The sequence below is a fragment of the Rhizobium sp. P1_E6 genome (assembly GCF_056405875.1).
The window spans coordinates 23,486-44,992 of sequence record NZ_JBFUBG010000027.1; the positions used below are offsets into that span (position 1 = coordinate 23,486).

General features: G+C 60.1%; 23 protein-coding genes and 1 pseudogene. 12 read left to right on the forward strand and 12 right to left on the reverse strand.

Annotated elements, in window-relative coordinates; all coding sequences use genetic code 11:
• Window positions 1–2: 2 nt before the first annotated feature.
• Together AC1D35_RS15695 and AC1D35_RS15700 are read right to left on the reverse strand one after the other, a co-directional pair.
• Window positions 3–287, reverse strand: coding sequence for an acylphosphatase (locus tag AC1D35_RS15695; protein WP_113296408.1), 285 nt, complete (start codon window positions 285–287; stop codon window positions 3–5).
• A 113-nt stretch (window positions 288–400) separates the two neighbouring features.
• A complete protein-coding gene (locus tag AC1D35_RS15700) occupies window positions 401–1,312 on the reverse strand; it encodes a helix-turn-helix domain-containing protein (protein WP_113296407.1) in 912 nt (303 codons plus the stop codon).
• 86 nt (window positions 1,313–1,398) lie between these two features.
• Here AC1D35_RS15700 and AC1D35_RS15705 point away from each other — a divergent pair, with 86 nt between their 5' ends.
• From AC1D35_RS15705 to AC1D35_RS15735, 7 genes are all read left to right on the forward strand, one after another.
• Window positions 1,399–2,673 (forward strand): ABC transporter substrate-binding protein, encoded by a 1,275-nt coding sequence (locus AC1D35_RS15705; RefSeq protein WP_113296406.1) that lies wholly within the window; start codon window positions 1,399–1,401, stop codon window positions 2,671–2,673.
• 89 nt (window positions 2,674–2,762) lie between these two features.
• Window positions 2,763–3,623: a carbohydrate ABC transporter permease gene (locus AC1D35_RS15710; RefSeq protein ID WP_113296405.1), complete on the forward strand. Its 861-nt coding sequence runs from the start codon at window positions 2,763–2,765 to the stop codon at window positions 3,621–3,623.
• Window positions 3,620–4,456: a carbohydrate ABC transporter permease gene (locus AC1D35_RS15715; RefSeq protein ID WP_113296404.1), complete on the forward strand. Its 837-nt coding sequence runs from the start codon at window positions 3,620–3,622 to the stop codon at window positions 4,454–4,456. The genes AC1D35_RS15710 and AC1D35_RS15715 overlap by 4 nt, the downstream gene beginning before the upstream one ends.
• Before the next feature lie 11 nt (window positions 4,457–4,467).
• Window positions 4,468–5,553 (forward strand): sn-glycerol-3-phosphate ABC transporter ATP-binding protein UgpC, encoded by a 1,086-nt coding sequence (locus AC1D35_RS15720; RefSeq protein WP_113508605.1) that lies wholly within the window; start codon window positions 4,468–4,470, stop codon window positions 5,551–5,553.
• Window positions 5,554–5,589: 36 nt separating this feature from the next.
• Window positions 5,590–7,593 carry an aldo/keto reductase gene (locus AC1D35_RS15725; protein ID WP_477938991.1) on the forward strand — a complete coding sequence of 668 codons (2,004 nt, stop codon included), beginning with the start codon at window positions 5,590–5,592 and terminating at the stop codon, window positions 7,591–7,593.
• 170 nt (window positions 7,594–7,763) lie between these two features.
• Window positions 7,764–7,982, forward strand: coding sequence for a hypothetical protein (locus tag AC1D35_RS15730; RefSeq protein WP_113296401.1), 219 nt, complete (start codon window positions 7,764–7,766; stop codon window positions 7,980–7,982).
• Window positions 7,983–8,048: 66 nt separating this feature from the next.
• Window positions 8,049–8,423 (forward strand): hypothetical protein, encoded by a 375-nt coding sequence (locus AC1D35_RS15735; protein WP_477938992.1) that lies wholly within the window; start codon window positions 8,049–8,051, stop codon window positions 8,421–8,423.
• Between the two features lie 18 nt (window positions 8,424–8,441).
• Here AC1D35_RS15735 and AC1D35_RS15740 read toward each other — a convergent pair.
• The 3 genes and pseudogenes from AC1D35_RS15740 to AC1D35_RS15750 all read right to left on the reverse strand — a co-directional run.
• Window positions 8,442–8,666: pseudogene (locus AC1D35_RS15740) on the reverse strand (DUF2934 domain-containing protein); the annotation flags it as partial.
• 41 nt (window positions 8,667–8,707) lie between these two features.
• Entirely contained in the window at window positions 8,708–8,890 is a 183-nt protein-coding gene (locus AC1D35_RS15745) for a hypothetical protein (RefSeq protein ID WP_477938994.1), read from the reverse strand.
• A gap of 208 nt (window positions 8,891–9,098) precedes the next feature.
• Entirely contained in the window at window positions 9,099–9,872 is a 774-nt protein-coding gene (locus AC1D35_RS15750) for a siderophore-interacting protein (protein WP_477938996.1), read from the reverse strand.
• A gap of 317 nt (window positions 9,873–10,189) precedes the next feature.
• On the opposite strand from AC1D35_RS15750, the gene AC1D35_RS15755 reads away from it, so the two are divergent.
• The 3 genes from AC1D35_RS15755 (at window position 10,190) to AC1D35_RS15765 (ending at window position 11,739) form a co-directional block, all read left to right on the forward strand.
• Window positions 10,190–10,453, forward strand: coding sequence for a DUF982 domain-containing protein (locus AC1D35_RS15755; RefSeq protein ID WP_477938997.1), 264 nt, complete (start codon window positions 10,190–10,192; stop codon window positions 10,451–10,453).
• 93 nt (window positions 10,454–10,546) lie between these two features.
• A complete protein-coding gene (locus AC1D35_RS15760) occupies window positions 10,547–11,476 on the forward strand; it encodes a lytic transglycosylase domain-containing protein (RefSeq protein ID WP_477939044.1) in 930 nt (309 codons plus the stop codon).
• 95 nt (window positions 11,477–11,571) lie between these two features.
• Window positions 11,572–11,739, forward strand: coding sequence for a hypothetical protein (locus tag AC1D35_RS15765; RefSeq protein WP_477938999.1), 168 nt, complete (start codon window positions 11,572–11,574; stop codon window positions 11,737–11,739).
• Here the strand turns inward: AC1D35_RS15765 and AC1D35_RS15770 are convergent.
• The 5 genes from AC1D35_RS15770 to AC1D35_RS15790 are packed head-to-tail and all read right to left on the reverse strand — an operon-like array spanning window position 11,736 to window position 16,729.
• The gene (locus AC1D35_RS15770) at window positions 11,736–12,800 is read right to left on the reverse strand and encodes a DUF2218 domain-containing protein (protein WP_477939001.1); all 1,065 of its coding nucleotides are present in this window, start codon (window positions 12,798–12,800) and stop codon (window positions 11,736–11,738) included. The genes AC1D35_RS15765 and AC1D35_RS15770 overlap by 4 nt on opposite strands.
• Window positions 12,797–13,639 (reverse strand): ABC transporter ATP-binding protein, encoded by an 843-nt coding sequence (locus AC1D35_RS15775; RefSeq protein ID WP_477939003.1) that lies wholly within the window; start codon window positions 13,637–13,639, stop codon window positions 12,797–12,799. The genes AC1D35_RS15770 and AC1D35_RS15775 overlap by 4 nt, the downstream gene beginning before the upstream one ends.
• Window positions 13,636–14,676 (reverse strand): FecCD family ABC transporter permease, encoded by a 1,041-nt coding sequence (locus tag AC1D35_RS15780; protein ID WP_477939006.1) that lies wholly within the window; start codon window positions 14,674–14,676, stop codon window positions 13,636–13,638. The genes AC1D35_RS15775 and AC1D35_RS15780 overlap by 4 nt, the downstream gene beginning before the upstream one ends.
• Window positions 14,673–15,716 (reverse strand): FecCD family ABC transporter permease, encoded by a 1,044-nt coding sequence (locus AC1D35_RS15785; RefSeq protein WP_477939008.1) that lies wholly within the window; start codon window positions 15,714–15,716, stop codon window positions 14,673–14,675. Before AC1D35_RS15785 ends, AC1D35_RS15780 begins: the two co-directional genes overlap by 4 nt.
• Window positions 15,713–16,729, reverse strand: coding sequence for an iron-siderophore ABC transporter substrate-binding protein (locus AC1D35_RS15790; protein ID WP_477939010.1), 1,017 nt, complete (start codon window positions 16,727–16,729; stop codon window positions 15,713–15,715). The genes AC1D35_RS15785 and AC1D35_RS15790 overlap by 4 nt, the downstream gene beginning before the upstream one ends.
• Before the next feature lie 329 nt (window positions 16,730–17,058).
• On the opposite strand from AC1D35_RS15790, the gene AC1D35_RS15795 reads away from it, so the two are divergent.
• On the forward strand, window positions 17,059–19,188 hold the full coding sequence (locus AC1D35_RS15795; RefSeq protein ID WP_477939012.1) for a TonB-dependent siderophore receptor: 2,130 nt from the start codon (window positions 17,059–17,061) through the stop codon (window positions 19,186–19,188).
• A 48-nt stretch (window positions 19,189–19,236) separates the two neighbouring features.
• On the opposite strand, the gene AC1D35_RS15800 is transcribed toward AC1D35_RS15795, so the two are convergent.
• Window positions 19,237–20,130 (reverse strand): helix-turn-helix domain-containing protein, encoded by an 894-nt coding sequence (locus AC1D35_RS15800; protein WP_477939014.1) that lies wholly within the window; start codon window positions 20,128–20,130, stop codon window positions 19,237–19,239.
• A gap of 564 nt (window positions 20,131–20,694) precedes the next feature.
• Complete coding sequence (locus AC1D35_RS15805; RefSeq protein WP_477939016.1) at window positions 20,695–20,841, reverse strand: DUF1127 domain-containing protein; 147 nt, start codon at window positions 20,839–20,841, stop codon at window positions 20,695–20,697.
• 256 nt (window positions 20,842–21,097) lie between these two features.
• Here AC1D35_RS15805 and AC1D35_RS15810 point away from each other — a divergent pair, with 256 nt between their 5' ends.
• On the forward strand, window positions 21,098–21,409 hold the full coding sequence (locus AC1D35_RS15810) for a hypothetical protein (RefSeq protein ID WP_477939017.1): 312 nt from the start codon (window positions 21,098–21,100) through the stop codon (window positions 21,407–21,409).
• Window positions 21,410–21,507 lie beyond the last annotated feature (98 nt).

Below are 21,507 nucleotides of genomic sequence, written 5' to 3' on the forward strand. Positions count from 1 at the left end.
CCTCAGCGAACGATGCGGAAATCGCTCGGCACCTCGTCCAAAGTTGCCTCCTCCGCCTTGACGTCCGAGACGGATGAGCCTGCAGGGCCGCTCCAGAAGCGCTCGATCATGGTGCTGATAGCGTCCTGAGAGCCGACGACCAGCGCGCTGACTGAACCGTCGGCCTCATTCCGCACCCAGCCGGTCAGGCCGAGTTGCAAGGCTTGGCCGCGCGTCCAGGCGCGATAACCGACGCCCTGCACCCCGCCGGTGATGCGCACACGAAAAGCATCCTGGGTCACAGTCATACGAAAGCCTCCCTGACAATTGGATGATGATGTCGCGTCGGGCACTCATTGCAAGGGTCATAACATCATCGGCAGCAACCGAGAGATATCTTCAAGGGCAGACGACGACCGTCTCAACCTCCGACCGCGACCGTCCCGATCATCGAGCGCATATCCCGCCGGAAATCGGATGGGGACATACCGGCAATATTGCGGAAGGATTTGTTGAAGGCGCTGATCGAGCCAAAACCACTGTCCATCGCGATTTGGAGGACGTTTGCCCCTTCCCCCATAAGCTGCGCCTGGGCGTGAGAAAGGCGAAGCAGGTTGATATATTTGCTGATCGTCATGCCCGTCGTCTTCTTGAACAGGTTCATCGCGTATTTCGGGTGCAGATCTGCGGCGCGGGCAATGTCGAGCGAATCGATATCCTGCAGGAAATTGGCGGCGATGAAATCGCACATGCGGGCAACGCTACGCGAAGAGTGCGGTTGCGGATGATCGCCCTCGAGAGAAACCGGCGCCCTGGACGCCAAGGTGTAGGGTTCAAGGGCGATGCGCTCGACACGCAATAGTAGCTCGTCGACAGCGTGCTGCGCTTTCATCGGATCGCCCGAATTGGCGTAGCGGAACCAGCGCGGGAAGTTTTGCTCGTCGGCCGCATCCGTCGCTGACGTAAGCAATGTTTCGCCCCTCATCAACCGGGTCGATATTTCAGGCGGTAGCCGCATCCGGAAGAAATAGACGAGCGGCAGATGCGCGCCCGCATAAATCGAATCGTCGGACGATTCGTCCATCTGATGCGGCTGCCCGCCCCAGAAAAGGCAAATCTGGCCGGCCTCGAGGCGAATCTCGTGATCGCTCATGCGGTAATGTACCGTACCGCGCATGATGTAGTTGACTTCGACCTGCGCATGCCAGTGCGGCATGACCATCATAGGCGGATGTGCGTGAAACATCTGCAGCGCCGTCGGCAGCCCTTCGATGCTGCTTGCGCCCGGCTGATAGATCGCCCGCGTGCCAACCTTACTTTCCGCCAAATTCATGTTCCCTTTTTAGGAGACAGCCGCTCCCTTGCCGTTAGTGTAAGCGGGTTCGCGAAAGAACGGCAATTGAAAAGGGAGGATTTTCAATGCGCTTCAATCTTCTTACTGCGACCGCAGCTGTCGCATTGCTTGCTTCCGGCTCCGCATTCGCGCAGTCGGCCAATCTCACGATCTGGAGCTGGAACACGGCAGCGTCGGGACTGAAGTCCACGCTCGAAGGCTTCAACAAGCTTCATCCGGACATTAAGATCACGGTGGAAGATCTTGGAAACAATCAAGTCTTCGACAAGACGCTTGCAGCGTGCGCTGCCGGCGGCGATGGCATGCCCGATATTGTCAGCATCGAAAACTTCGAGGCTGAAATCTTCTGGAGCCGCTTTCCGGACTGCTTCGCCAACCTGAAGGAACTTGGATATACGCCTGAAATCCAGGCGAAGTTCCCCGAGTTCAAACGCACAGAGCTCGAAATCGGCGACGTTGCCTACGCCATGCCATGGGATTCTGGCCCGGTCGCCGTTTTCTACCGCCGCGACCTCTACGAAAAGGCCGGCGTCGATCCGAATACGATCAACAGCTGGGACGATTTCATCGCTGCCGGAAAGAAGATTTCTGCTGCCAACCCCGGCGTCGTCATGGCGCAGGCTGACTTCAACGGCGATAGCGAATGGTTCCGCATGATCGCCAACGAACAAGGCTGCGGCTATTTTTCGACCGACGGCCAGAACATCACCATCAACCAGCCGGCCTGCGTTGCGACGCTCGCCAAGGTGAAGGAGATGAAGGACGCCGGCACGCTGACGGCGGCAAACTGGGAAGAAAAGATCCAGGCCGATACCGCCGGCAAGGCAGCAAGCCAGATGTACGGCGGCTGGTATGAAGGCACCGTCCGCTCGACCTCTCCCGATCTCAAAGGGAAGTGGGGCGTCTACCGGATGCCGAGCCTGACAGCCGATGGCCCGCACGCGGCAAATCTTGGCGGTTCGTCACTTGCCATTTCTGCGACCTCGGCCAACAAGGAAGCTGCCTGGACCTATGTCAACTACGCCCTTGGCACGAATGAGGGCCAGGTGACCATGCTGAAGGAATTCGGCCTGGTTCCGTCGCTGCTTTCAGCCGTCCAGGATCCTTTCATCAGCGAAGCGCAGCCCTATTGGGGCGGCCAAAAGGTCTGGTCCGATATTCTGGCGACGCTGCCGAAGATCGTGCCGAGCCGCGGCACGGCGTTCCAGAGCGATGCCGATGCCATCTACAAGGCAACGCAGACGAAGTTCTTCTCTGGCGGCTACCCGGACGCAAAGGCTGCGCTCGATGACGCCGCAAACCAGATCGCCTCGGCGACCGGCCTTCCGATTGCTCAATGAATGACATCGCCGGGCGTCTTGTACGCCCGGCAACCCACCTGCCAGATAAGGCAGGCGGTCATTCACTGGTTTCGTAAGGAAGAGGCCCGATGCCGTTTAGAACTCGGAGCGCCTATGCGTTCCTCGCCCCCTATCTTCTGGTCTTCGCCACCTTCTGGGTTTGGCCGATCGTCAATTCGTTCCTGATTTCCTTCCAGAACACGCGCGTCAATCCCTGGAAATATAGTTTTCAGGCAAATTGGGGCCGGCTCTTCTACGACCCGGCTTTCTACAATGCGCTCTACAACACGTTGATCATCCTGGTGATCCAGGTGCCGGTCATGATTGCTCTTGCGACCGTGATGGCTGTGCTCCTCAATTCACCTCTACTCAAGGCGCGCCCGCTCTTCCGTTTCGCTTTCTTCGCGCCCGTCGTCGTCGGTGAGGTCGCCTATGCCGCAGTATTCCGGCTGATGTTCACCCTCGATTTCGGCATCATAAACAAGCTGATTTCAGCCATTGGACTCAGCCCGGTCTCMTGGTTCGACAACGCAAATGCAGCCATGGCCCTGCTGATCATCGCCGTCACATGGCGTTGGGCGGGCTATAACGCCATCATCATCCTTGCCGGCCTGCAGTCGATTCCTGAAGACGTCTATGAGGCCGCCACGCTCGACAAGGTGAGCAAGATCCAGCAATTCTTCCATATCACCCTGCCGCTCCTGAAGCCGATCATCCTGTTCTGTGTCGTTCTGTCGGTCATCGGCACCATGCAGCTCTTTACCGAACCTTTCCTGATCACCAATAGAGGCGGGCCTGGCGGCGGTACCGAAACCCTCGGCCTGCTGCTCTACCGCCAGGGCTTTACCTCGCTGAACTTCGGCTACGCCTCGGCGATCGCCTACACGATGGCGGCGCTGGCCGTGGTGATCTCGCTTCTCAATCTGTGGGTAGGGAGGGATCCCAAATGAGATCCAAATCGCAATCCTTGCTTTTGCGCCAGATCGCCCTTCACGCGGTACTCGCACCCCTCGCGATAATCTGGCTCTTTCCGCTCTGGATGATGTTCGTCTTTTCGACCATGCCGGATAACGGCATCTTCAGCCCTGAGATCGTGCTCTGGCCTTCCACCAATTTCATCGAGAACTTCAAAAACCTGCAGGCGGATACGGATTTCATCGGCGCAATGACGATCTCAGTCGGCGTCGCGATTATCTACACGGTTCTCTCGGTGCTTTTGACCTCGATGGCCGGCTGGGCGCTGGCGCGCTACCGTTTTGTCGGCCGCTCTATCGTCATTGCCATCATTCTCGGCACCATTACCTTGCCATTCTCCGTGGTCGTCATTCCGCAATTCATCATGGTGGCGCGCGAGTTCCGGCTGGCCAACACCTGGGTGGCACTGATCGTGCCGCCGCTCTTCAATTCGCTCGGCGTGCTCTTCATGCGGCAATCATTCTCGATGATGCCGAACGATCTTTTCGATGCGGCCCGTGTGGAAGGGGTCAAGGAATGGCAGATCTTCCTGCGTATCGCCTTACCGCTAGCGCGGCCGACGATGGCGGCACTGGCAATCATCCTCTTCCTCGCCTCGTGGAACAACTATCTCTGGCCGCTACTCATCAATTCCAAACCGGGGATGATGACGGCACCGGTGGCATTGGGGACGCTGATCGGCCTCACCAAAGTTTCCTGGGGCGGCATCATGGCAGGCTCAGTACTGCTGACCGCGCCGATCCTCGTCGTCTTCGTGGCTCTACAACGTCACTTCATCGCCGGCATCGCGGCCGGCGCAATCAAATAATCGGGGAGCCCATGGCAGAGCTTTCACTCAACAATATCGTCAAGCGTTACGGCGCGCTTGAAATCATTCATGGCGCCGATCTGGACGTGAAGGACGGCGAGTTTGTCGTCTTCGTCGGCCCCTCCGGCTGCGGTAAATCGACCCTACTGCGCATGATCGCCGGTCTCGAAGACATTACGGGCGGTGAACTGAAGATCGGTGGACGCCTCGTCAACGATGTCGAGCCGGCCGATCGTGGCATCGCCATGGTCTTTCAGTCCTATGCGCTCTATCCGCATCTGACCGTCGAGGAGAACCTAAGCTTCGGGCTGCGCATGAACGGCAACCCGAAGGCCGATACGGAACGGCGCGTGCGCCATGTCGCAGAAATCCTCCAGATCACGGAACTGATGAAGCGTCGGCCGAGGCAACTGTCCGGCGGCCAGCGTCAGCGCGTGGCGATCGGCCGGGCCATCGTGCGCGAACCGCAGGTCTTCCTCTTCGACGAGCCGTTGTCGAACCTCGACGCGGAACTGCGCGTGCAGATGCGCGTGGAAATCTCCAGGCTGCACAAGCAGCTCGGCACAACGATGATCTATGTGACCCACGACCAGACCGAGGCGATGACGCTCGCCGACAAGATCGTCGTTCTGCGCGCCGGCAATATCGAGCAGATCGGCGCGCCGCTCGATCTCTACGACGATCCGGCCAATCAGTTCGTCGCCGGCTTCGTCGGTTCGCCGAAAATGAATTTTCTCGAGGCCGAGGTAGTCGACGTGCAGGCGGGCAAGGCAACGGTCGTGCTCACCGGCGATAAGACAGTTCGGCTGGAGGTACCACTTTCCGACCCGTCCGTAACATCAGGCGCGGCGATAACGCTCGGCATCCGGCCAGAGCATTTCGGCGTGGCGGGTCAGGGCGAAGCGGATCTGACGGTTGCCGTCGATGTCGCCGAGCACCTCGGCAATACCAGCTACATCTATGCGAACTTTGGCGCCGAACAGCTCATCATAGAGCAGCCGGAATCCCGCAGCCTCGGCAAGACGGAGACGCTGACGGTGTCGCTACCCGCCGCCCGCACCTTCCTGTTCGATGCCGCCGGCAAGCGGCTCCGATAACGTGATCCCAAGACTGAAAGACGAAAGAGGATAGTCATGACTTCAGATAAACCGATCCGCTGGGGCATCATTGGCCCCGGCACCATCGCCCGCACCTTTGCCGATGGCGTCGCGCATTCGCGCACCGGCAAGCTCGTGGCGATTGCGACCCGCAACCCCAACAAACCGGGCCTTGCCGAGGGTTTTCCGGGTGCGCGTATCGTCAACGGCTATGAGGCGCTGTTGGTCGACAAGGAAGTCGATGCGATCTACATCGCCACGCCCCACACCGGCCATGCCGAATGGGCTATCAAGGCAATCCGTGCCGGCAAGCATGTGCTGGTCGAAAAGCCCATCGCGCTCTCGGCCTATGATGCCGAGGCGATCTATTACGAGGCGAAGAAGGCGGGCGTCTTTGCCGGCGAAGCCTTCATGTACCGTGTGCATCCGCAGACCGAGAAGCTGGTTGAGCTCGTCAAGAGCGGCACGATCGGCGAAATCCGCATCATCCGCTCCTCGTTCGGCTTCAGCATGGGCACCTACAAGCCGGAACATCGCTTGTTTGCTAATGAGACGGCTGGCGGCGGCATCCTCGACGTTGGCGGTTATCCCGTTTCCATGGCCCGGTTGATCGCGGGTGCTGCGGCCGGCAAACCCTTCCTCGATCCGGAAAAGGTTTCGGGTGTCGCCCATCTCGGCCAGTCCGGCGTCGATGAGTGGGCCTCCGCCGTACTCAAATTCCCGAACGAGATCATCGCCGAAGTCTCATGCTCGATCATGGCGCAGCAGGACAACGTGCTGCGTATCATCGGTTCGCAGGGCCGCATCGAGGTCAGGGATTTCTGGTTTGCGTCCGGTCACAAGGGGGGCGTCGGCAAGATCGAGATTTTCAAGAATGCCGAGCAGGAAACGATCGAGATCAAGGAAGATCGCTGGCTCTATTCCTTCGAGGCCGATGCGGCCGGCGAGGCCATCCGCGCCGGCGAAAAGGAATTCCGCGCGCCGGGCATGAGCTGGGCGGATTCGATCAACAACCTCAAGGTGCTCGACCAGTGGCGCGCCTCTGTCGGCCTCGAATATGCCGTCGAGAAAGCCGCCAAGCGGACGTCGAATATCGCCGGGGGTACCGTCCGGCGGGGCAATTCCATTCCCCAGCGCCAGATTCCAGGCATTGTCAAACCAGCCTCCGTCGTCACCCTCGGATTCGAATTCTTCCCGAATTTCGCCGCCGCATCGCTGACGCTCGATACCTTCTACGAAGCCGGCGGCAATGTCTTCGACACGGCCTTCGTTTATGGCGGCGGCAAGACGGAAAGCATTTTTGGCGACTGGCATACCAGCCGCCAGGTTCCGCGTGAGGAGATCGTGCTGATCGGCAAGGGCGCGCACTCGCCGCTCTGCTATCCCGACATCATCAGCAAACAGCTCGACCAGTCGCTCAATCGCCTGAAGACCGACTATGTCGATATCTACTTCATGCATCGCGACAACACCGACGTGCCGGCCGGCGAGTTCGTCGATGCCATGGATGCCGAGGTCAAGCGCGGCCGAATCCGCGGCATCTTCGGCGGCTCGAACTGGACGCGCGAGCGTTTCGACGAGGCGATCGCCTATGCGAAGAAGAACGGCAAGGTAGCCCCTGCCGTGCTTTCCAACAACTTCTCGCTTGCCGAAATGCTCGATCCGATCTGGGCCGGCTGCGTTGCCGCATCCGACGATAAGTGGAAGACGTGGCTGAACGAGAAGCAGATCCCGAACTTCGCCTGGTCGAGCCAGGGCCGCGGCTTCTTCACCGAACGGGCCGGGCGCGACAAGCGCGACGACGAGGAAATCGTACGCTGCTGGTATTCGGATCGCAATTTCGAACGGCGCGACCGGGCAATCGAACTTGCCAAGCAGCTCGGCCGGCATCCGATTCACATCGCGCTAGCCTATGTCATTGCCCAGCCCTTCCCGGTTATCCCGCTGATCGGGCCGCGCACGATCGCCGAGCTGGAAGACAGCCTCTCGGCATTGGACATCAAGCTGACGCCCGAACAGGTGAAGTGGCTGGAGGGCTGATTGCCTCTCCCAGAAGCTACGTGACAACAAGCGGCAGGCCTGAGCGCCTGCCGCTTTTCTGTCGCGCAACGGCGCCGCAACGAATGACAACAAATCCAACGGTGTTGCATTCTCGCCATTGCCCTCAACCATAGGTCATCTAATGTGGGGCTGCACGAGGGAGCAAGGCGATGACGCGAACGGTTTGGCCGAAGGAAGTGCTGACGTCGGAAGTGATGAACTTTCTCGACGGCATTCATCAGGAATGGTGCTCAGCCGCTCGTTGCCGGCGTGACAGCGACTTGGGAATGACAAGGGCGAAAGCGCTTGTCGACTGGTTCGAATTCGGCGTAAGGGATCGCGACGAATTGCTGGGCCTGCTGTCGGAAGATTTTTCTGGCGCCGCCTGAGGTGCCCCACTTGTTTTTGCCGTATTGGCTCTACCTCATTCTGAACGAGATCAGAAGGAGACGCCCTTGCGTAAACGTCTAGTATTATTCGGCATTATCCTGTTTCCGGCAGCAGCTTTCGCGCAATCCCCCGATCTCGAGGCGACCTGCCAGGCAGTCGCCAAAGGTTTCTTCATGACGGAACAGCTTTCGATCGGCTCCGTACAGTCCTTTCCGGAACTCAAGCCACCGGGGGTGCGGATGACCTACTCCATCCGGACAGGAACCGCTCCGGGCGACATGACGGATACGTTTGAATGCGAATTCGACAAGGCCGACAGGCCGCATCATTTGGCACGGTTCTGCGTGTCGAATACCTGTTATTCGGCGAATGAAGACGATGGCGACCGCAAGCGCCGCTTCGAGGAGGCGCGAATTCTTCTCGAACGAGCGGAGAAATAATCTACCTATACGCGACTAGCGACGAGAGTGAATATCGCCGCTCTCACCTGCACCTTGCAGCAGAGCGGCATCGTCGCGATCATCCTCGTCGATCAACTCCTGCAATGTCTCATGTTCGTCATCTTCGCTGAACTCATCTGATGCCTGCAGCCAATGGCGAAATGCATTGCCTTCCGGGCGGCCTTCCTGCTCCCAGATCTCGTAAGCGCGTTGACGAATTGCTTCTTCCCTGTCCCTGGCCATCGCCTTGCCTCCAATCGCCGTACTGTCGCCGGCATGCCTTCTCAGAGAGCGACCCCGGTTACCGGATCTACGATCGGTCGCTCACTTTCATCGTTTGCGCCCGCCGGTTGGACCGTCGGCGGAGCGATCGATCCCCTGTCCGCTCGATTCGGCGCTTCTGCAATCGGTCCGACGTCCTTCGGACGGCGCTGTTCGGCTTTGGCGTTGGTGTCGTTTGTGCCCATGGCTTATCTCCTTTGCTCAGAAAACACCGCCATCCGCCCGATGTTCCGCCGCACAGGCAAAAACGCGTGTGAGTTGCGACTTGCCGGACGGCTTCGCCGCCTACAGGCGGCGATGGGAACACGGTGGGGACGAAGCTGGGCGGCCCTTCCTCAGCGGAGCCACTCCAGGAGCGATAAGCAGAAGCTCTTGAACACCATAACCTCTCTGCTATCCGAACCTCTCGGTCGTATCGGCCTTGCCCTTGACCCAGTAGCCCGACGCCTTGATCCAGCTTAGCGGATATCCGCGATCATCGGTGAGATAGGCGCGGATTGCCCGCACCACCGACGCCTCAGCCGCAATCCAGACGAATGTCTGGGCAACGATGTCGATCCCTGCCAAAGCAGCGATCAGCGGTTCGGCATTCGTCGCATCGGAGAGAGGACGGTAAACCCAGCGCGTCGTTAGAGCCGCGGATGTCTCGAAGGATTGCTCTTCTTCGGGAGCGGCGACTGCAGCGATTGTCGTAATGGTCGTGCCGGCCCCGCTCTCCTCAATTCGCCGGCCGATGGCGGGTAGCGCCGTCTCATCACCGATCAGAAGCCATCTCTTCACCGTGCCGGCGACAACGGCCGAACCACGCGGGCCGCCGATTTCGAGTGGGGTACCGGGCCTGGCGTCGATCGCCCATTGCGTAACGGGACCGGCCTCATGCAAGGCGAAGTCGATACTCAGGCTGCGGGCAGCGTTGTCATAGCGACGTGGCGTGTAGTCCCGACGTTCCTCGACGCCATCGGCACCGGGCACGATGATCTTGATATGGTCGTCGGGTGCCAGGCTTGCGAAATCGGCGAGATCTTCACCCTTCAGCACGACACGCCGCATGCCGGGCGTGATATCGGTGACGCTCTCTACCGTCAGCAGACGGCGTCGCAATTCATGGCGTACCCGCTCGATCACGGGCGCGGCGTACTGGTGATTGGTGGATTGCTTGTTATCCATCATGTCCTTCCGGGGCTTCGGGAAACGATCCGCAGGACAAAGTCGCGCAGATCGAAGCCGCAAAGCCGTTCGATCATACGCGTTGAGTGACGTTAACGCTTACGTGGCCGGAGCGTATCGGGCCAATGACGATACTTCCTTAACGAAGGCTGGAACAAGACGCAATCAAAACTTGAGTTTTTATCTCCATTTTGTGAAGTTGCCCAAAAACCGAATTCGACCTGCAACCTTGAAGTTGTCGATGCATGATTTTCACACCCGATCGGTATGGTTCTTGCAACGTTACCAATATCGTTACGTTGGGGAGACCAAGTGTAATGGAATTGAACACATACGAGCGCTTTCCCCCTCTTGTGCTGATGCTGGGTGGCCGGGAAAAATACAGAGTCCTTAGGACGTTGAGAGACGCAGCCGAGGTTTTGATAACGGACTGGCCGTCCGAGGACGGCGAGGAATATGTCGTGGCCGTCAAGGCTTGCGCCGATGCGATCACCGGGCAGATCGATGTCGGCGAACTGCAGGACGCCATTCGCCGTGCGGCAGCCGAAGCCGGCATAGCGATCTTGACGGTTGTGCACTGAAGCCCGTCGCCCGTGGCCAAGCCGCGGGACTGACGAAGAAAGCTTGCCGTCTTGCCTGAAAACCGCGACGATATCGTCAGGCAAGGTTTGGTGATGATGAGATGTCACGTAGGCTCGACGGCTACCGCGCTAATTTTAGCCGCATGGGCTATCATGTCGCCCGGGGCCAGCGTTGCCGAGCCGGCCGCTCCAGAAGCCGCTTGCCTATACCAGGGTGACGCTGGTGACGGACAGACACTCTGCATTCGAAAAGATCATTTCAATACCGATCTATGCGCGATCATGGACCGTTTCGCAGCAATCCGTAACATTCCGCCTGCCTTCTTTGCCCGCCTGATCTGGCGCGAAAGCCTGTTCCGCCCGGAAGCGGTCAGCCCAAAGGGCGCGGAGGGTATTGCGCAATTCATGCCCGGCACCGCCCGGCTGCGAGCGCTGGAAAACAGCTTCGATGTCGTCCAGGCGCTCAAAGCCTCTTCCAGCTATCTCGACGAACTCAGGCTTCGTTTCGGCAATCTCGGACTTGCTGCGGCTGCCTACAATGCCGGTGAATCCGGTCTCAGCCGGTTTCTCTCCTCCGGCCGCCTGCCGATCGAGACCCGCGACTATGTGTTCGCGATCACCGGCCAGTCTGTCGAAACCTGGCGGGACAAGCCTCCGGAAACCGCCGCTCCGGACCTGCGGGATGGCATGCCGTTCCGCGAGGCATGTGTGGCACTCGCGGAGACGCGGCAGATGAACGAGCCCGTCCTGACCGGATCGGCTGACTGGGCACCATGGGGTGTGCAGCTTGCCGCCCATTACAATCCGTCCGTCGCGGACCGGCTCTTCACGGTATCGGTGGCGAAGCTTCCCGAACCGCTGAATGCGGAACGCGCGGTGATCGTGCGCCAGAGAGGCGGGAACTTCGGCTATCGCCCGCGCTATGCTGCCCGAATTGGGCGCGAGACCCGCGCCGAAGCGACCAAGCTTTGCAGTACGATCCGCGGTGCCGGCGTTGCCTGTACGGTCTTCCGCAATCGCTGATCCCAAGCCATTGCGCCTCGACCTATCCCACAGTTTAGTGACGGAGCGCCATCAGCGCTGCTAGGTTCGGGAGGCATGACATCAAGAGGATTGAGATGATCAAAACTGCTGAACCCACCAGCAAGCCTGCAGACACCGAAAACGCCGGGCAGGAACAGGACGACTTTCTTGAGGAGTCGCTCGAAGAGACATTTCCGGCAAGCGATCCGATAGCGCCCGGCCGACCCTCGCGGCAGCCGTCAAAGGATGCATCCTCGACCTAGTCGGCTTCCCGTTCCCAGTACCACGCGACGTACATGCTCTTCCTGTCATGCCGACGCGCCTTCAGGAAAGTCCGCATGGCGCGCGCATCCTCCTTCTCGCAGGCAAACCAGACGAAGCTTTCACCTTCCGTGGTGGCAACCGCCTGTTTGGCTTCTTCCAGCAGAACGCTCCTGGCGCCATCGGCATAATGCCTTCGGTGCAGCCAGCGCACATTGAGTGAACCGGCAGATGACAGGGTCTGCTCCTCCGTCTCGTCGGCAACCTCGATGATTGCCTGCAGCCGTGTACTGGCAGGTACCTCCTCCGCGATGGGTGCAATGGCGGGGAGCGCGCTTTCGTCGCCGGCAAGGAGGATGAACTGTGCCACCGGAAGATTGCCGCCGCCGGGACCGAGCAGAGCTACCTGCTGGCCGGGCGCGGCATCGCGGGCGAAATCGGCGCCGGGCGTTTTGATGCCTGATGCGGGATGCTGCAGGAAGTCGATCCAGAGTTCACGCATTTCGATATCGACGGTGCGGATCGTATAAACGCGCACCAAGAGTTCGTCCTCGCCTTCGGGCCAGGCAACGCGGCCGTCGGCGCGCAGGCCCGGCCAGACCGGGGTTCTGCCCTTCGGCGGCACGAGCAGGCGCACATGCATGTCACCGCCGATAAACGGCGTGACGTCGTCACAGGCAAATTTCACCCGGCGCATATGCGGAGTGATATCCTCGGCCGAAACGACGGTCACCTCATGGATATTCGGCAACACGGCAAGCGCTGCAGGATCAGACCAGGTGAGTTCAAACGGATCGTCGCCGGCGAAGTAGAAGAGATGCTCGGCAAGCATCGTGCGGCTCATCTGCAACGCCTGTTCCGAGGGGCAGGAAAGTTCGATCAGCAGCTTGCGGTCCTGAATGCGGATTTCGGCAGTGCCCGCTTTGCTCTTCAGAAGCGCGAGATCGTCCCTGCGCTGTACCTCGGCGTGTTCGACGAAGTGCTCGCAGATTTCGCCGAGCATGGCCGCGGCATCCCTTGGAAGCGCGACGCCCGAGAGCTTGAATTCATGAGCTGTGGTCATCTGTCCTCCCTATCGAATGCCTGTTGCAGTTCACTCTCGCCTGCTGCCATCCGGTGACGACCGATCGGCAGCATAATGGGTCGGCCAGATGTTGGATCGGTGATGATGCGGCTTTCGAGGCCGAAGACCTGCCGCACATTGTCTTCCGTCAGCACCTCCTGCGGCGGGCCGCAAACATGGACGCAACCATCCGTCATAGCGACGAGATGGTCGGCATAACGTGCCGCGAGATTGAGGTCGTGCAGCACCATGACGACGGTGGTGCCGCGCGCATGGTTGAGATCGGTCAGCAGGTCCAGCACTTCGACCTGATGGCTGATGTCGAGAAAGGTGGTCGGCTCGTCGAGCAGCAGGATTTCCGTCTGCTGCGCCAACGCCATGGCGATCCACACGCGCTGGCGCTGCCCGCCCGAGAGTTCGTCCACCGGCCGCTCCGCAAGATCCGAGGTCTTGGTGGCGTCAAGCGCACCATCGACGGCCTCGTCATCGGCGCGGGTCCAGCGGGAAAACAGGCTCTGGTGCGGATGGCGCCCGCGGCTGACGAGATCGGCGACCGTGATGCCCTCAGGCGCGATGGGCGATTGCGGCAACAGGCCCAACGTACGCGCAAGTTCGCGCGGCGGCGTGCGGTGGATCGACTTGCCATCGAGCAACACCTGTCCCTGGCGCGGAAAAAGCAGCCGCGACATGGCGCGCAGCAGCGTGGACTTGCCACAGGCATTCGCCCCGACGATGACGGAAATCTTGCCGGGCGGCACGGCGAGATCGAGCCCGTGCAGGATCTCGTCTTCGCCATAGCCTGCGGAAAGCCCGGTGGCAGTAAGCGTATGGATGGTCATAGCGAGCCTCCGATCCGGTTGACGCGCACGATCAGGAAAATCAGGTAAGGGGCGCCGAGGGCACCGGTGACGACACCGACCGGATACCGGCTCGGCAGCAGGAATTGCCCGGCATAGTCGCCAGCCAGCACCAGCACGGCACCGACAAGTGCTGCGGGAATGAGGATGGAACCGTTGTTTCCGACGATGCGGGCGGCGATCGGTCCAGACAGGAAGGCGACGAAAGCGATCGGGCCTGTCACCGCCGTTGCCGAGGCGATCATGCCGACGGCGGCAACGATGATCATGATGCGGGTGCGCGACACACCGACGCCGAGGGCGGCCGCGGTGTCATCTCCGAGCCGCAAGGCCTCCAGGTCGCGTGCGCGGCTGAGAAGCAGCCCGCCGAAGATGCCAAGCGCCAGAAGCAGTGGGGTCGCCTGGCCAAGCTGGGCTCCGTTGACACTGCCCGTCAGCCAGCGGATCGCCTCCTGCAGGCTCCAGGCCGGCGCCTGCGACAGGATATAGGCTATGACGCTTTCCAGCATGGCCGATACGCCGATGCCGACAAGGATGAGCCGTGTGCCCGCCACCCCGTTGCGAGAGGACAGTCCATAGACCATCAGCGCCACTCCGAGACCGGCGACGACGGCCAGGACGGAAACCACTGGCCCCTTCAGCGACAGCACGACGATGGCGAAGACGGCAGCCGCGCTCGCACCCGAGCTGATGCCGATAATATCGGGGCTCGCAAGCGGATTGCGCAGCATGATCTGGAAGGCAACGCCGCCGAGCCCGAAGCTCAGGCCCGCAAGCGTCGAAAGCGCTGCTCGCGGCAGCCTGAGCTGACCAACGGTGAAGGCTGTGCCCGGCACGGTTTCGCCCAGCAGCACGCGGATCACGTCTACGGGGGGCGTGAAGGATTGCCCGAGCGACAGAGTGAGCGCAAAGATCGCCACAACAAGGCAGAGCAGTAAGGCGACCACGAGCAAATGCCGGCGCGCCCTGCGGCGACGGTTGTTAACGATGCGATCGAGGGAGGAGACAAGCACGGTCATAGCGCTCGCACACGCTGGCGCCGGACGATGGCGATGAAGAAGGGCGCGCCGATGAGTGCCGTCACGATGCCGACATCGAGCTCTGCGGGTCTTGCAACAATGCGCCCGACGACATCGGCTGCCACAAGCAGGCAAGCACCGCCGATTGCGGAAAAAGGCAGGAGCCAGCGATGATCTACGCCAACCAGCAGACGGCAGAGATGCGGCACGACGAGGCCGAGAAAGCCGATCGGCCCGCAGACCGCGGTCGTCGCCCCGCAAAGCAGGATGGCACCGAGCGCTGCAATGCCGCGCGATAGCGCCACGCGCTCGCCGAGACCGGCTGCCAGCTCATCGCCGAGCGCCAGAGAATTCAGCTTGCGCGCCGACAGGAGGCTGATGAGGAAGCCGGCCGCGATAAACGGCAGAACGGGCAGGATGCGTTCGAAGGTCGCCCCACCGACGCCGCCGATCTGCCAGGATCGGATGCCGCCGGCGATATCGTTGCGAGGCAGCACGACGGCAATGACCATGGAGGCGAAGGCAACTGACGTTGCCGCACCGGCCAGCGCCAGCTTCAGAGGCGTTGCACCGCCGCGTCCGAGCGAACCGATCGTATAGACGAAGACCGCCGAACATCCGGCCCCGAGGATCGCCGTCCAGATATAGGCTTCGTTCGAGGAGATATCGAACCAGGCGACAGCAACGACGACTGCGAGCGATGCGCCCATATTGACGCCGAGGATGCCGGGATCGGCGAGCGGATTGCGCGTCACCCCCTGCATGATCGCCCCGGCAAGGCCAAGGGCAGCACCCGCGGTGACGGCAAGCAGCGTGCGCGGAATGCGCACCGTTACTGCCGCCTGGCCGATCGTGTCCGCATGCCCGGCGAGCGCCGCAGAGATATCCGCCCAGTCTACATCGCGCGTGCCGACCGTGACCGAGAGCGCACAGAGGCACGCAAGAGCCACTGCGAGCCCGAGAAGCCAAAGGCTGCGGATCCGGTTCGACCGGGCGGATATGGGCGACCGGGACGATGATTTTGGACTGCGTACGATCATTGGGGCTTGCTGAGAGACTTTCTGGCGGCGTCTGCGAGCAGTGCCACGTAATCCTTGAGGACCCAGGAGATCGACAGCGGCGTCGGGTTGGCGGCGGTCCCGACCGGGTTGCGGCCGAGCGTCACCAGCGCGCCCTTTGAAACAGCCGGCATTCTGGCCATAAGCGGATTCTTCTCCAGCGCTTCGAGCAGTTGCTGGTTTCCGTAGGTGACGACGATATCGACATCATCGAAGGAATCGATGCGTTCGGCGCTGATCGAGCCTGCGAATTTCCCCGGAACCGAGGCTTCGACGACGCTCTTTGGAGACTTCAGCCCGAGATCGGCGAAGAATTTCACGCGCGTATCGTTGGTCGTGTAGAAATTGACGGTGCTGAGATCGGTCGCGTTGAGATGGGTGATGAACATCKCCGATTTACCCTGCAGTTCGGGATGGCCGGCGACGGTCTCTGAAATTTCGCCCTCGATCTTCTTGATTAGTGCTTCGCCTTCTGCAGCCATGCCGAGCCCGGCACTGTCGAGGCGAATCATCTCGCGCCAGTCGGTCGACCAGGGCGCCTCCGGATAGGCAACGACCGGCGCAATCTGGCTCAGCGTATCGTAGTCCGACTGGTTGAGGCCGGAATAGGCGGCCAGAATCACATCCGGCCGGGTGGCGGCGACCGCTTCGAAATCGATGCCATCGCCTTCGTCGAACAAGACATGCTTTTCGGCATGCAACTCCTTGAGCTTGTCGGCCACCCAGGGCAGCAGTCCGTCACCGTTGTCATCGCCGAAATTGGCAGCAGCAAAACCGACAGGCACGATGCCGAGCGCCAGCGGCACTTCATGATTGGCCCAGGCGACCGTCGCGACCCGCTCCGGCGTCTTGTTAATGACCGTCGTGCCAAAGGCATGCTTGATGGTAACGGGATAGACCGTGCTCGCGTCAGCCCAAGCGCTGCCGGACGCAGCGGCAATCAACCAGACACAGGTTACCGCCAGTTTTGCGGCCAGAAGCAAAAAGCGCAGCATTGTGCAAACTCCGCCAGTTTTAAGTTGACCTCCACTTTCAGGTTAATCTAGCTGCGTCAACGGTCATGGCGGCGCTTCGGGGCTACAGCGCTGAGATTTCCGTAGGATCCTACAAAACCCGGGAAATTTACAATACTGGACAACCGCGCTCAAGTTAGTAGCAGTCGCAGGGGACATCGAACCAACCATTCCGACTGCCGGTCCGTGGGTAAATCTCTCGTTCGCACCGACTGCCGACATGCCGTTCAGACCGACCCCCAAACCGGCATTCCATTCGGCACCCCCTGTCGAAGGGCCGCAACGGCGACACCAACTTCTGGAACGTGAACATGGACATCGAAAGAACAGGCGCTCACTCGCGACAGACCCTCCTCCGCTACCGGAATGCGGTCCTTCTCGGTTGCACCGCGCTTGTCGCCCTCGCACCTGGCGCGGTGCTCGGTCAGGACAGCGGGAATTCCAATACGGTCACCACTCTCGCGCCGATCGTCATCCAGGGCAGCGGCCTTGATACCGACAACGACTCGAAATCGATCGTCGCGACCAAAACCATCAGTGGCAATGGCATGGCGACCGATCTTCTCGATACGCCGGCCTCCGTCTCCGTCATTACGTCAAAGGAAATCCAGGAGCGCGGCGCCCAGGATACCGAACAGATTCTGCAATATACATCCGGCGTCACGACCGACTTCTATGGCTCGGACGACCGCTTCGACTACTTCAAGATCCGTGGCTTCGATGCCTATACCTATCGCGACGGCCTGACACTCGGCGACCCCTTCGGCGGTATCCGTGAAGAGCCCTTCGCCTTCGAGCGTGTCGAAGTGCTGAAGGGCGCCAATTCCACCACCTTCGGTGTTTCCGATCCCGGCGGCGCGGTCAACTTCGTGACCAAGCGGCCGAAGAGCGAGCGCTTCGGCGAGGCCTATGTGACAGGCGGCTCGTTCGATCATCGTGAAACCGGCGTCGATTTCGGCGACAACATCACCGAGGACGATACCTTTTCCTATCGCATCACCGGCAAAGTGAAGCGCGCCGACGAGGAATATGACTACTCGCAGGACGACGAGAACTTCTTCATGGGCGGCCTGACCTGGCGCCCGAGCGCCGACACCAACCTGACTGTGGTCTATGACCATCTGGACAAGAACGGCGTTCCCGGCAGCGGCGGCCATCCGGTCGGCTCAGATTTTGCCAGAAGCCGTTTCTTCGGCGAGCCTGATTTTAACTACCGCGACGTCAACAGAAACACGCTGAGCGTCATGTTCGATCATGACTTCGGCTCGGGCCTGACCTTCAGCTCGAATGCGCGCTACAGCAATACCAAGAGCAATTTCGGCTATGCCTACATCTCGGCAACGCCGACGAACGGTTCGACCATCGCCGACCGCGCCTTCTTCGCCAATGACCAGGCGGCCGAGAACTTCATCATCGATACCCGCCTGCAATATGAGACGAGTTTCGAGGACATCGACAGCCGCAGCCTCGTCGGCCTGCAGTACAACAATCTGCGATCCGACAATGACGGCTATTTCGGCGGCGCGCCCGGCATCGACTGGACAAACCCCGTCTATACCGGCGCACCGACTTCGGTTCCGCTCTACCAGAGCCTGACAAATGACCAGAAGACCACGGGCCTCTACTTGCAGCAGGACCTGACCTTCTTCGACAAGCTGACCGCCTCAGTCGGCCTGCGCAACGACTGGCTCGACCTTCAGCAGCAGAACAACATGGCGGGCTCGACGACTGACGCCGATCTCAGCGAGTTCACCAAGCGCGCCGCGTTGAGCTACAAGATCACGGATCAGGTGGCGACCTATGTCAGCTACGCGGAATCGGTCCTGCCAGCCTCGCTGACGCTTGATCCCGAGCGCGGCGAACAATGGGAAGTCGGCGTCAAATACCGGCCCGACGAATTCCCTGCCCTCTTCAGTCTGGCAGTCTATGACCTGACCAAGAACAACATCACTCGCACAAATCCGGCGACCGGCTTCCAAGAGACGATTGGCGAGGTTCGCGTGCGCGGTATCGATCTCGAGGCCAAGGCTGAAGTCACCGACAATATCAGCCTGACAGCCGCCTATTCCTACATGGTCTCGGATATCGTCGAGAATGGCACGCTGGGCAACGAGGGCAACGAAATGTCCTTCGTGCCCAATCAAACCGCCTCGCTCTGGGTCAATTACGGCATCCCCGGCAACGGCTTCCGCGGCGACATGAACTTCGGCCTCGGCGCGCGTTATACCGGCTCCTACTACTTCAACGACGCAAACACCCAGTCGACGGGCAGCAACATCGCCTTCGATGCCGCCTTCAGCTACAAGATCCAGGAACACACATCCTTCGATGTGAATGTCAGCAACCTCTTTGATGAGAAGCATGTCGCCTATGGCGGCTTTGGCGCGGATTTCTACAATCCGGGCCGCGCGATCTATGCGACGTTGCGCCAGACCTGGTAATCGGCCGATCCCGTCCGCATCCTTGCGGGCGGGATTGTTTTTTGAGTTTTAGCGGAGCTGCTGCATCCGTCGCCAGGCAGCGGGTGTGTCGCCGGCGATGTGGCGGAAGACCTTGGTCAGATGCGCCTGATCGGAAAAGCCGAGCTGCACGGCGATATCGGCAACGGCAAGCTCGCTTTCGGTGAGTAGCCGTTTGGCATGGTCGATACGTTTGCCGAGCTGCCATTGCAGCGGCGTCTTGCCGGTCGTGTGCTTAAAGACATTGGAAAACCAGCTTTCCGACAGGCCGACCGTCTCCGCCATTTCGGCTACGGTCAGACGGCAGTCGCTCGGCCCGTCGACGCGGGCGATCAGCCTGTTCATCTGCGCCTGTGTTAGCCGCCCGTTCGGCTGTTCGGCTGCCTGCAGAGGAATATCCAGCAGACTGCTGACGATACTGCCGACGAGGCTTTCACCATAGATCTCGTGTTTCGACGGGCTGGCGACCTCGTCGACGACAAGCCGGCCAAGCGTTTCGATGGCTCCGGTATCCTGCACTTCGACCGGATTGCGCAAGGCCGTCATCGCCGCGGAATTACCGACCGAAGGCGCGAGGTATCGCAGCAGCCGGTCTTTGTGCATATGCAGATTGAGGTGCGAGAAGCGATGCGTGGTGCCGCTCGTCGTCCACATCGGCATGCCGGGCGGAACATAGACCGCTCGCGTCATAGGCCTGTAATGCTGCGGAAAATCGCCATCCCGGTTCGACATGCGGATCTGCGATGAGACCTCGCTGAAGAAAATCATGATGCGCGGATCGTCTGAGAGATAATAGCCCCTCGCCCCGGATTGACTTTCGGCTTCCCAGAAGACGCTGACGAGCCCGTCGAACTGACGCCATTTGGCCGGCGCCGTGACCCGAATGCCTTCAGTGTGCCAAACCATGGAATGCCAGAAACTCAACGTAGGGATCCATCCTTGCTCGACACGAATGACGTCGTGCCTGTCAGAAGTACGGGAAACACCCCGCTGCAGCCATTGCCCTGATGGCCATCCGTGGGCGATCGCGAGCTTTTCATACCGGCTTCTAAGCCAAAAATAACATGAGTTCAATTATCATGTTTATACAATGCAGACACAGCGTGCCCACCAATCCTTGGTGGTGATCGCGGAACCTTAAAAATCAGCTTGTCGGGACGACTGGTGCCTGAGGCTATTGCCTAAAAAACAAGGCGCCTGCCGGGGGAGGAGAGATCCAGCAGACGCCTTTTATGACGCGCGGCGGCCGAAGGAGGAGCCACCACGTAGACGCTGGCTTGGGAGGAGGTAAGCCACATCTCGGACAAAGCGACGAGGGAGGAGTTTCATCACTTCGTTGAACTGGGATGTAGGTCGATCGCTGCCGGTCTTCCAGGCATAGATTTGCAAACCTGCCATGCGCTATGCGTTAAACGAAAGGCTTAAGTGAAACGAAAAACGCGCCCCCTTCGTCAGGCGAGCGCKTTAGGCATTCATTCAGAACTGGAATTAGCGACCGATAGCTGCACGTGCAACGTCACGGATGTCGACACGTGCAATACCGAGGTCATTGAGCTCACGGCTCGACATACGGCCAAGCTCAGTAACGGTTTGACGATACTTGCGCCAGTTATTGAAAGTGCGTGCGATGCTCATTTTAATCCCCTTTCCGTGGGTCCAGCGACAGCTGCCAGGTAGCGGCGCTTCGTTCGCTTTGATGAGAGATATATAATATGGGGCTGCGAGAATGAGTAGCGTTTAGACTACAGTTCACCCATGCATTAAATGCATGGCTAGGCAGACCGATGGCCTCTTCTGAGGCAATTTCCTATCCGAGAGTATAGTTGAAGGAGGCCTGGCGAAGCCCCACGTGATCCCTTAGATCCTCCGAAGCCGATCAGGGGCACATTCGATGTCTAGCTCAGTCTGCGAAACCTATCCTGGAATATGCAGTAAATCCCGTCTCGCCCATCCTCGTCCTGTCCGCCTGTTCCATCCCGCAAACGACAACAGACAGAATGCGATCCGGCCACCCATCGTCGCTCTACCTACGAGCCTTCCAGTAGACGCGGCCGAACCGATGTCCGCCCTGGAAGTCGGATCGGTGATTTCGCTGCTGGGGCTGCTCGTCTTCGCCGCCCATGAGGAGATAGTGGCCTTCGCCCCCGCGGTCGCTTCCGCCCTCGAACAGCTTCTCGCGAGGGCACCGGTCGCCCTCTGGTAGCAGCAGTGTCTCATCCTATTGTAAAGCCTGCCCGGATGACCCAAGTGCAGGCGGGCAGCGCTGGAAATGACTGATGCTCTTTAAAAATTCACGGCTGA

Excerpts from the sequence above, each read along its gene's own strand:
- AC1D35_RS15695 (WP_113296408.1), bottom strand. The coding sequence starts at position 287 with ATGACTGTGACCCAGGATGCTTTTCGTGTGCGCATCACCGGCGGGGTG.
- AC1D35_RS15700 (WP_113296407.1), bottom strand. The coding sequence starts at position 1,312 with ATGAATTTGGCGGAAAGTAAGGTTGGCACGCGGGCGATCTATCAGCCG.
- AC1D35_RS15705 (WP_113296406.1), top strand. The coding sequence starts at position 1,399 with ATGCGCTTCAATCTTCTTACTGCGACCGCAGCTGTCGCATTGCTTGCT.
- AC1D35_RS15715 (WP_113296404.1), top strand. The coding sequence starts at position 3,620 with ATGAGATCCAAATCGCAATCCTTGCTTTTGCGCCAGATCGCCCTTCAC.
- AC1D35_RS15720 (WP_113508605.1), top strand. The coding sequence starts at position 4,468 with ATGGCAGAGCTTTCACTCAACAATATCGTCAAGCGTTACGGCGCGCTT.
- AC1D35_RS15725 (WP_477938991.1), top strand. The coding sequence starts at position 5,590 with ATGACTTCAGATAAACCGATCCGCTGGGGCATCATTGGCCCCGGCACC.
- AC1D35_RS15730 (WP_113296401.1), top strand. The coding sequence starts at position 7,764 with ATGACGCGAACGGTTTGGCCGAAGGAAGTGCTGACGTCGGAAGTGATG.
- AC1D35_RS15745 (WP_477938994.1), bottom strand. The coding sequence starts at position 8,890 with ATGGGCACAAACGACACCAACGCCAAAGCCGAACAGCGCCGTCCGAAG.
- AC1D35_RS15750 (WP_477938996.1), bottom strand. The coding sequence starts at position 9,872 with ATGGATAACAAGCAATCCACCAATCACCAGTACGCCGCGCCCGTGATC.
- AC1D35_RS15755 (WP_477938997.1), top strand. The coding sequence starts at position 10,190 with ATGGAATTGAACACATACGAGCGCTTTCCCCCTCTTGTGCTGATGCTG.
- AC1D35_RS15760 (WP_477939044.1), top strand. The coding sequence starts at position 10,547 with ATGATGAGATGTCACGTAGGCTCGACGGCTACCGCGCTAATTTTAGCC.
- AC1D35_RS15765 (WP_477938999.1), top strand. The coding sequence starts at position 11,572 with ATGATCAAAACTGCTGAACCCACCAGCAAGCCTGCAGACACCGAAAAC.
- AC1D35_RS15770 (WP_477939001.1), bottom strand. The coding sequence starts at position 12,800 with ATGACCACAGCTCATGAATTCAAGCTCTCGGGCGTCGCGCTTCCAAGG.
- AC1D35_RS15775 (WP_477939003.1), bottom strand. The coding sequence starts at position 13,639 with ATGACCATCCATACGCTTACTGCCACCGGGCTTTCCGCAGGCTATGGC.
- AC1D35_RS15780 (WP_477939006.1), bottom strand. The coding sequence starts at position 14,676 with ATGACCGTGCTTGTCTCCTCCCTCGATCGCATCGTTAACAACCGTCGC.
- AC1D35_RS15785 (WP_477939008.1), bottom strand. The coding sequence starts at position 15,716 with ATGATCGTACGCAGTCCAAAATCATCGTCCCGGTCGCCCATATCCGCC.
- AC1D35_RS15795 (WP_477939012.1), top strand. The coding sequence starts at position 17,059 with ATGGACATCGAAAGAACAGGCGCTCACTCGCGACAGACCCTCCTCCGC.
- AC1D35_RS15805 (WP_477939016.1), bottom strand. The coding sequence starts at position 20,841 with ATGAGCATCGCACGCACTTTCAATAACTGGCGCAAGTATCGTCAAACC.
- AC1D35_RS15810 (WP_477939017.1), top strand. The coding sequence starts at position 21,098 with ATGTCTAGCTCAGTCTGCGAAACCTATCCTGGAATATGCAGTAAATCC.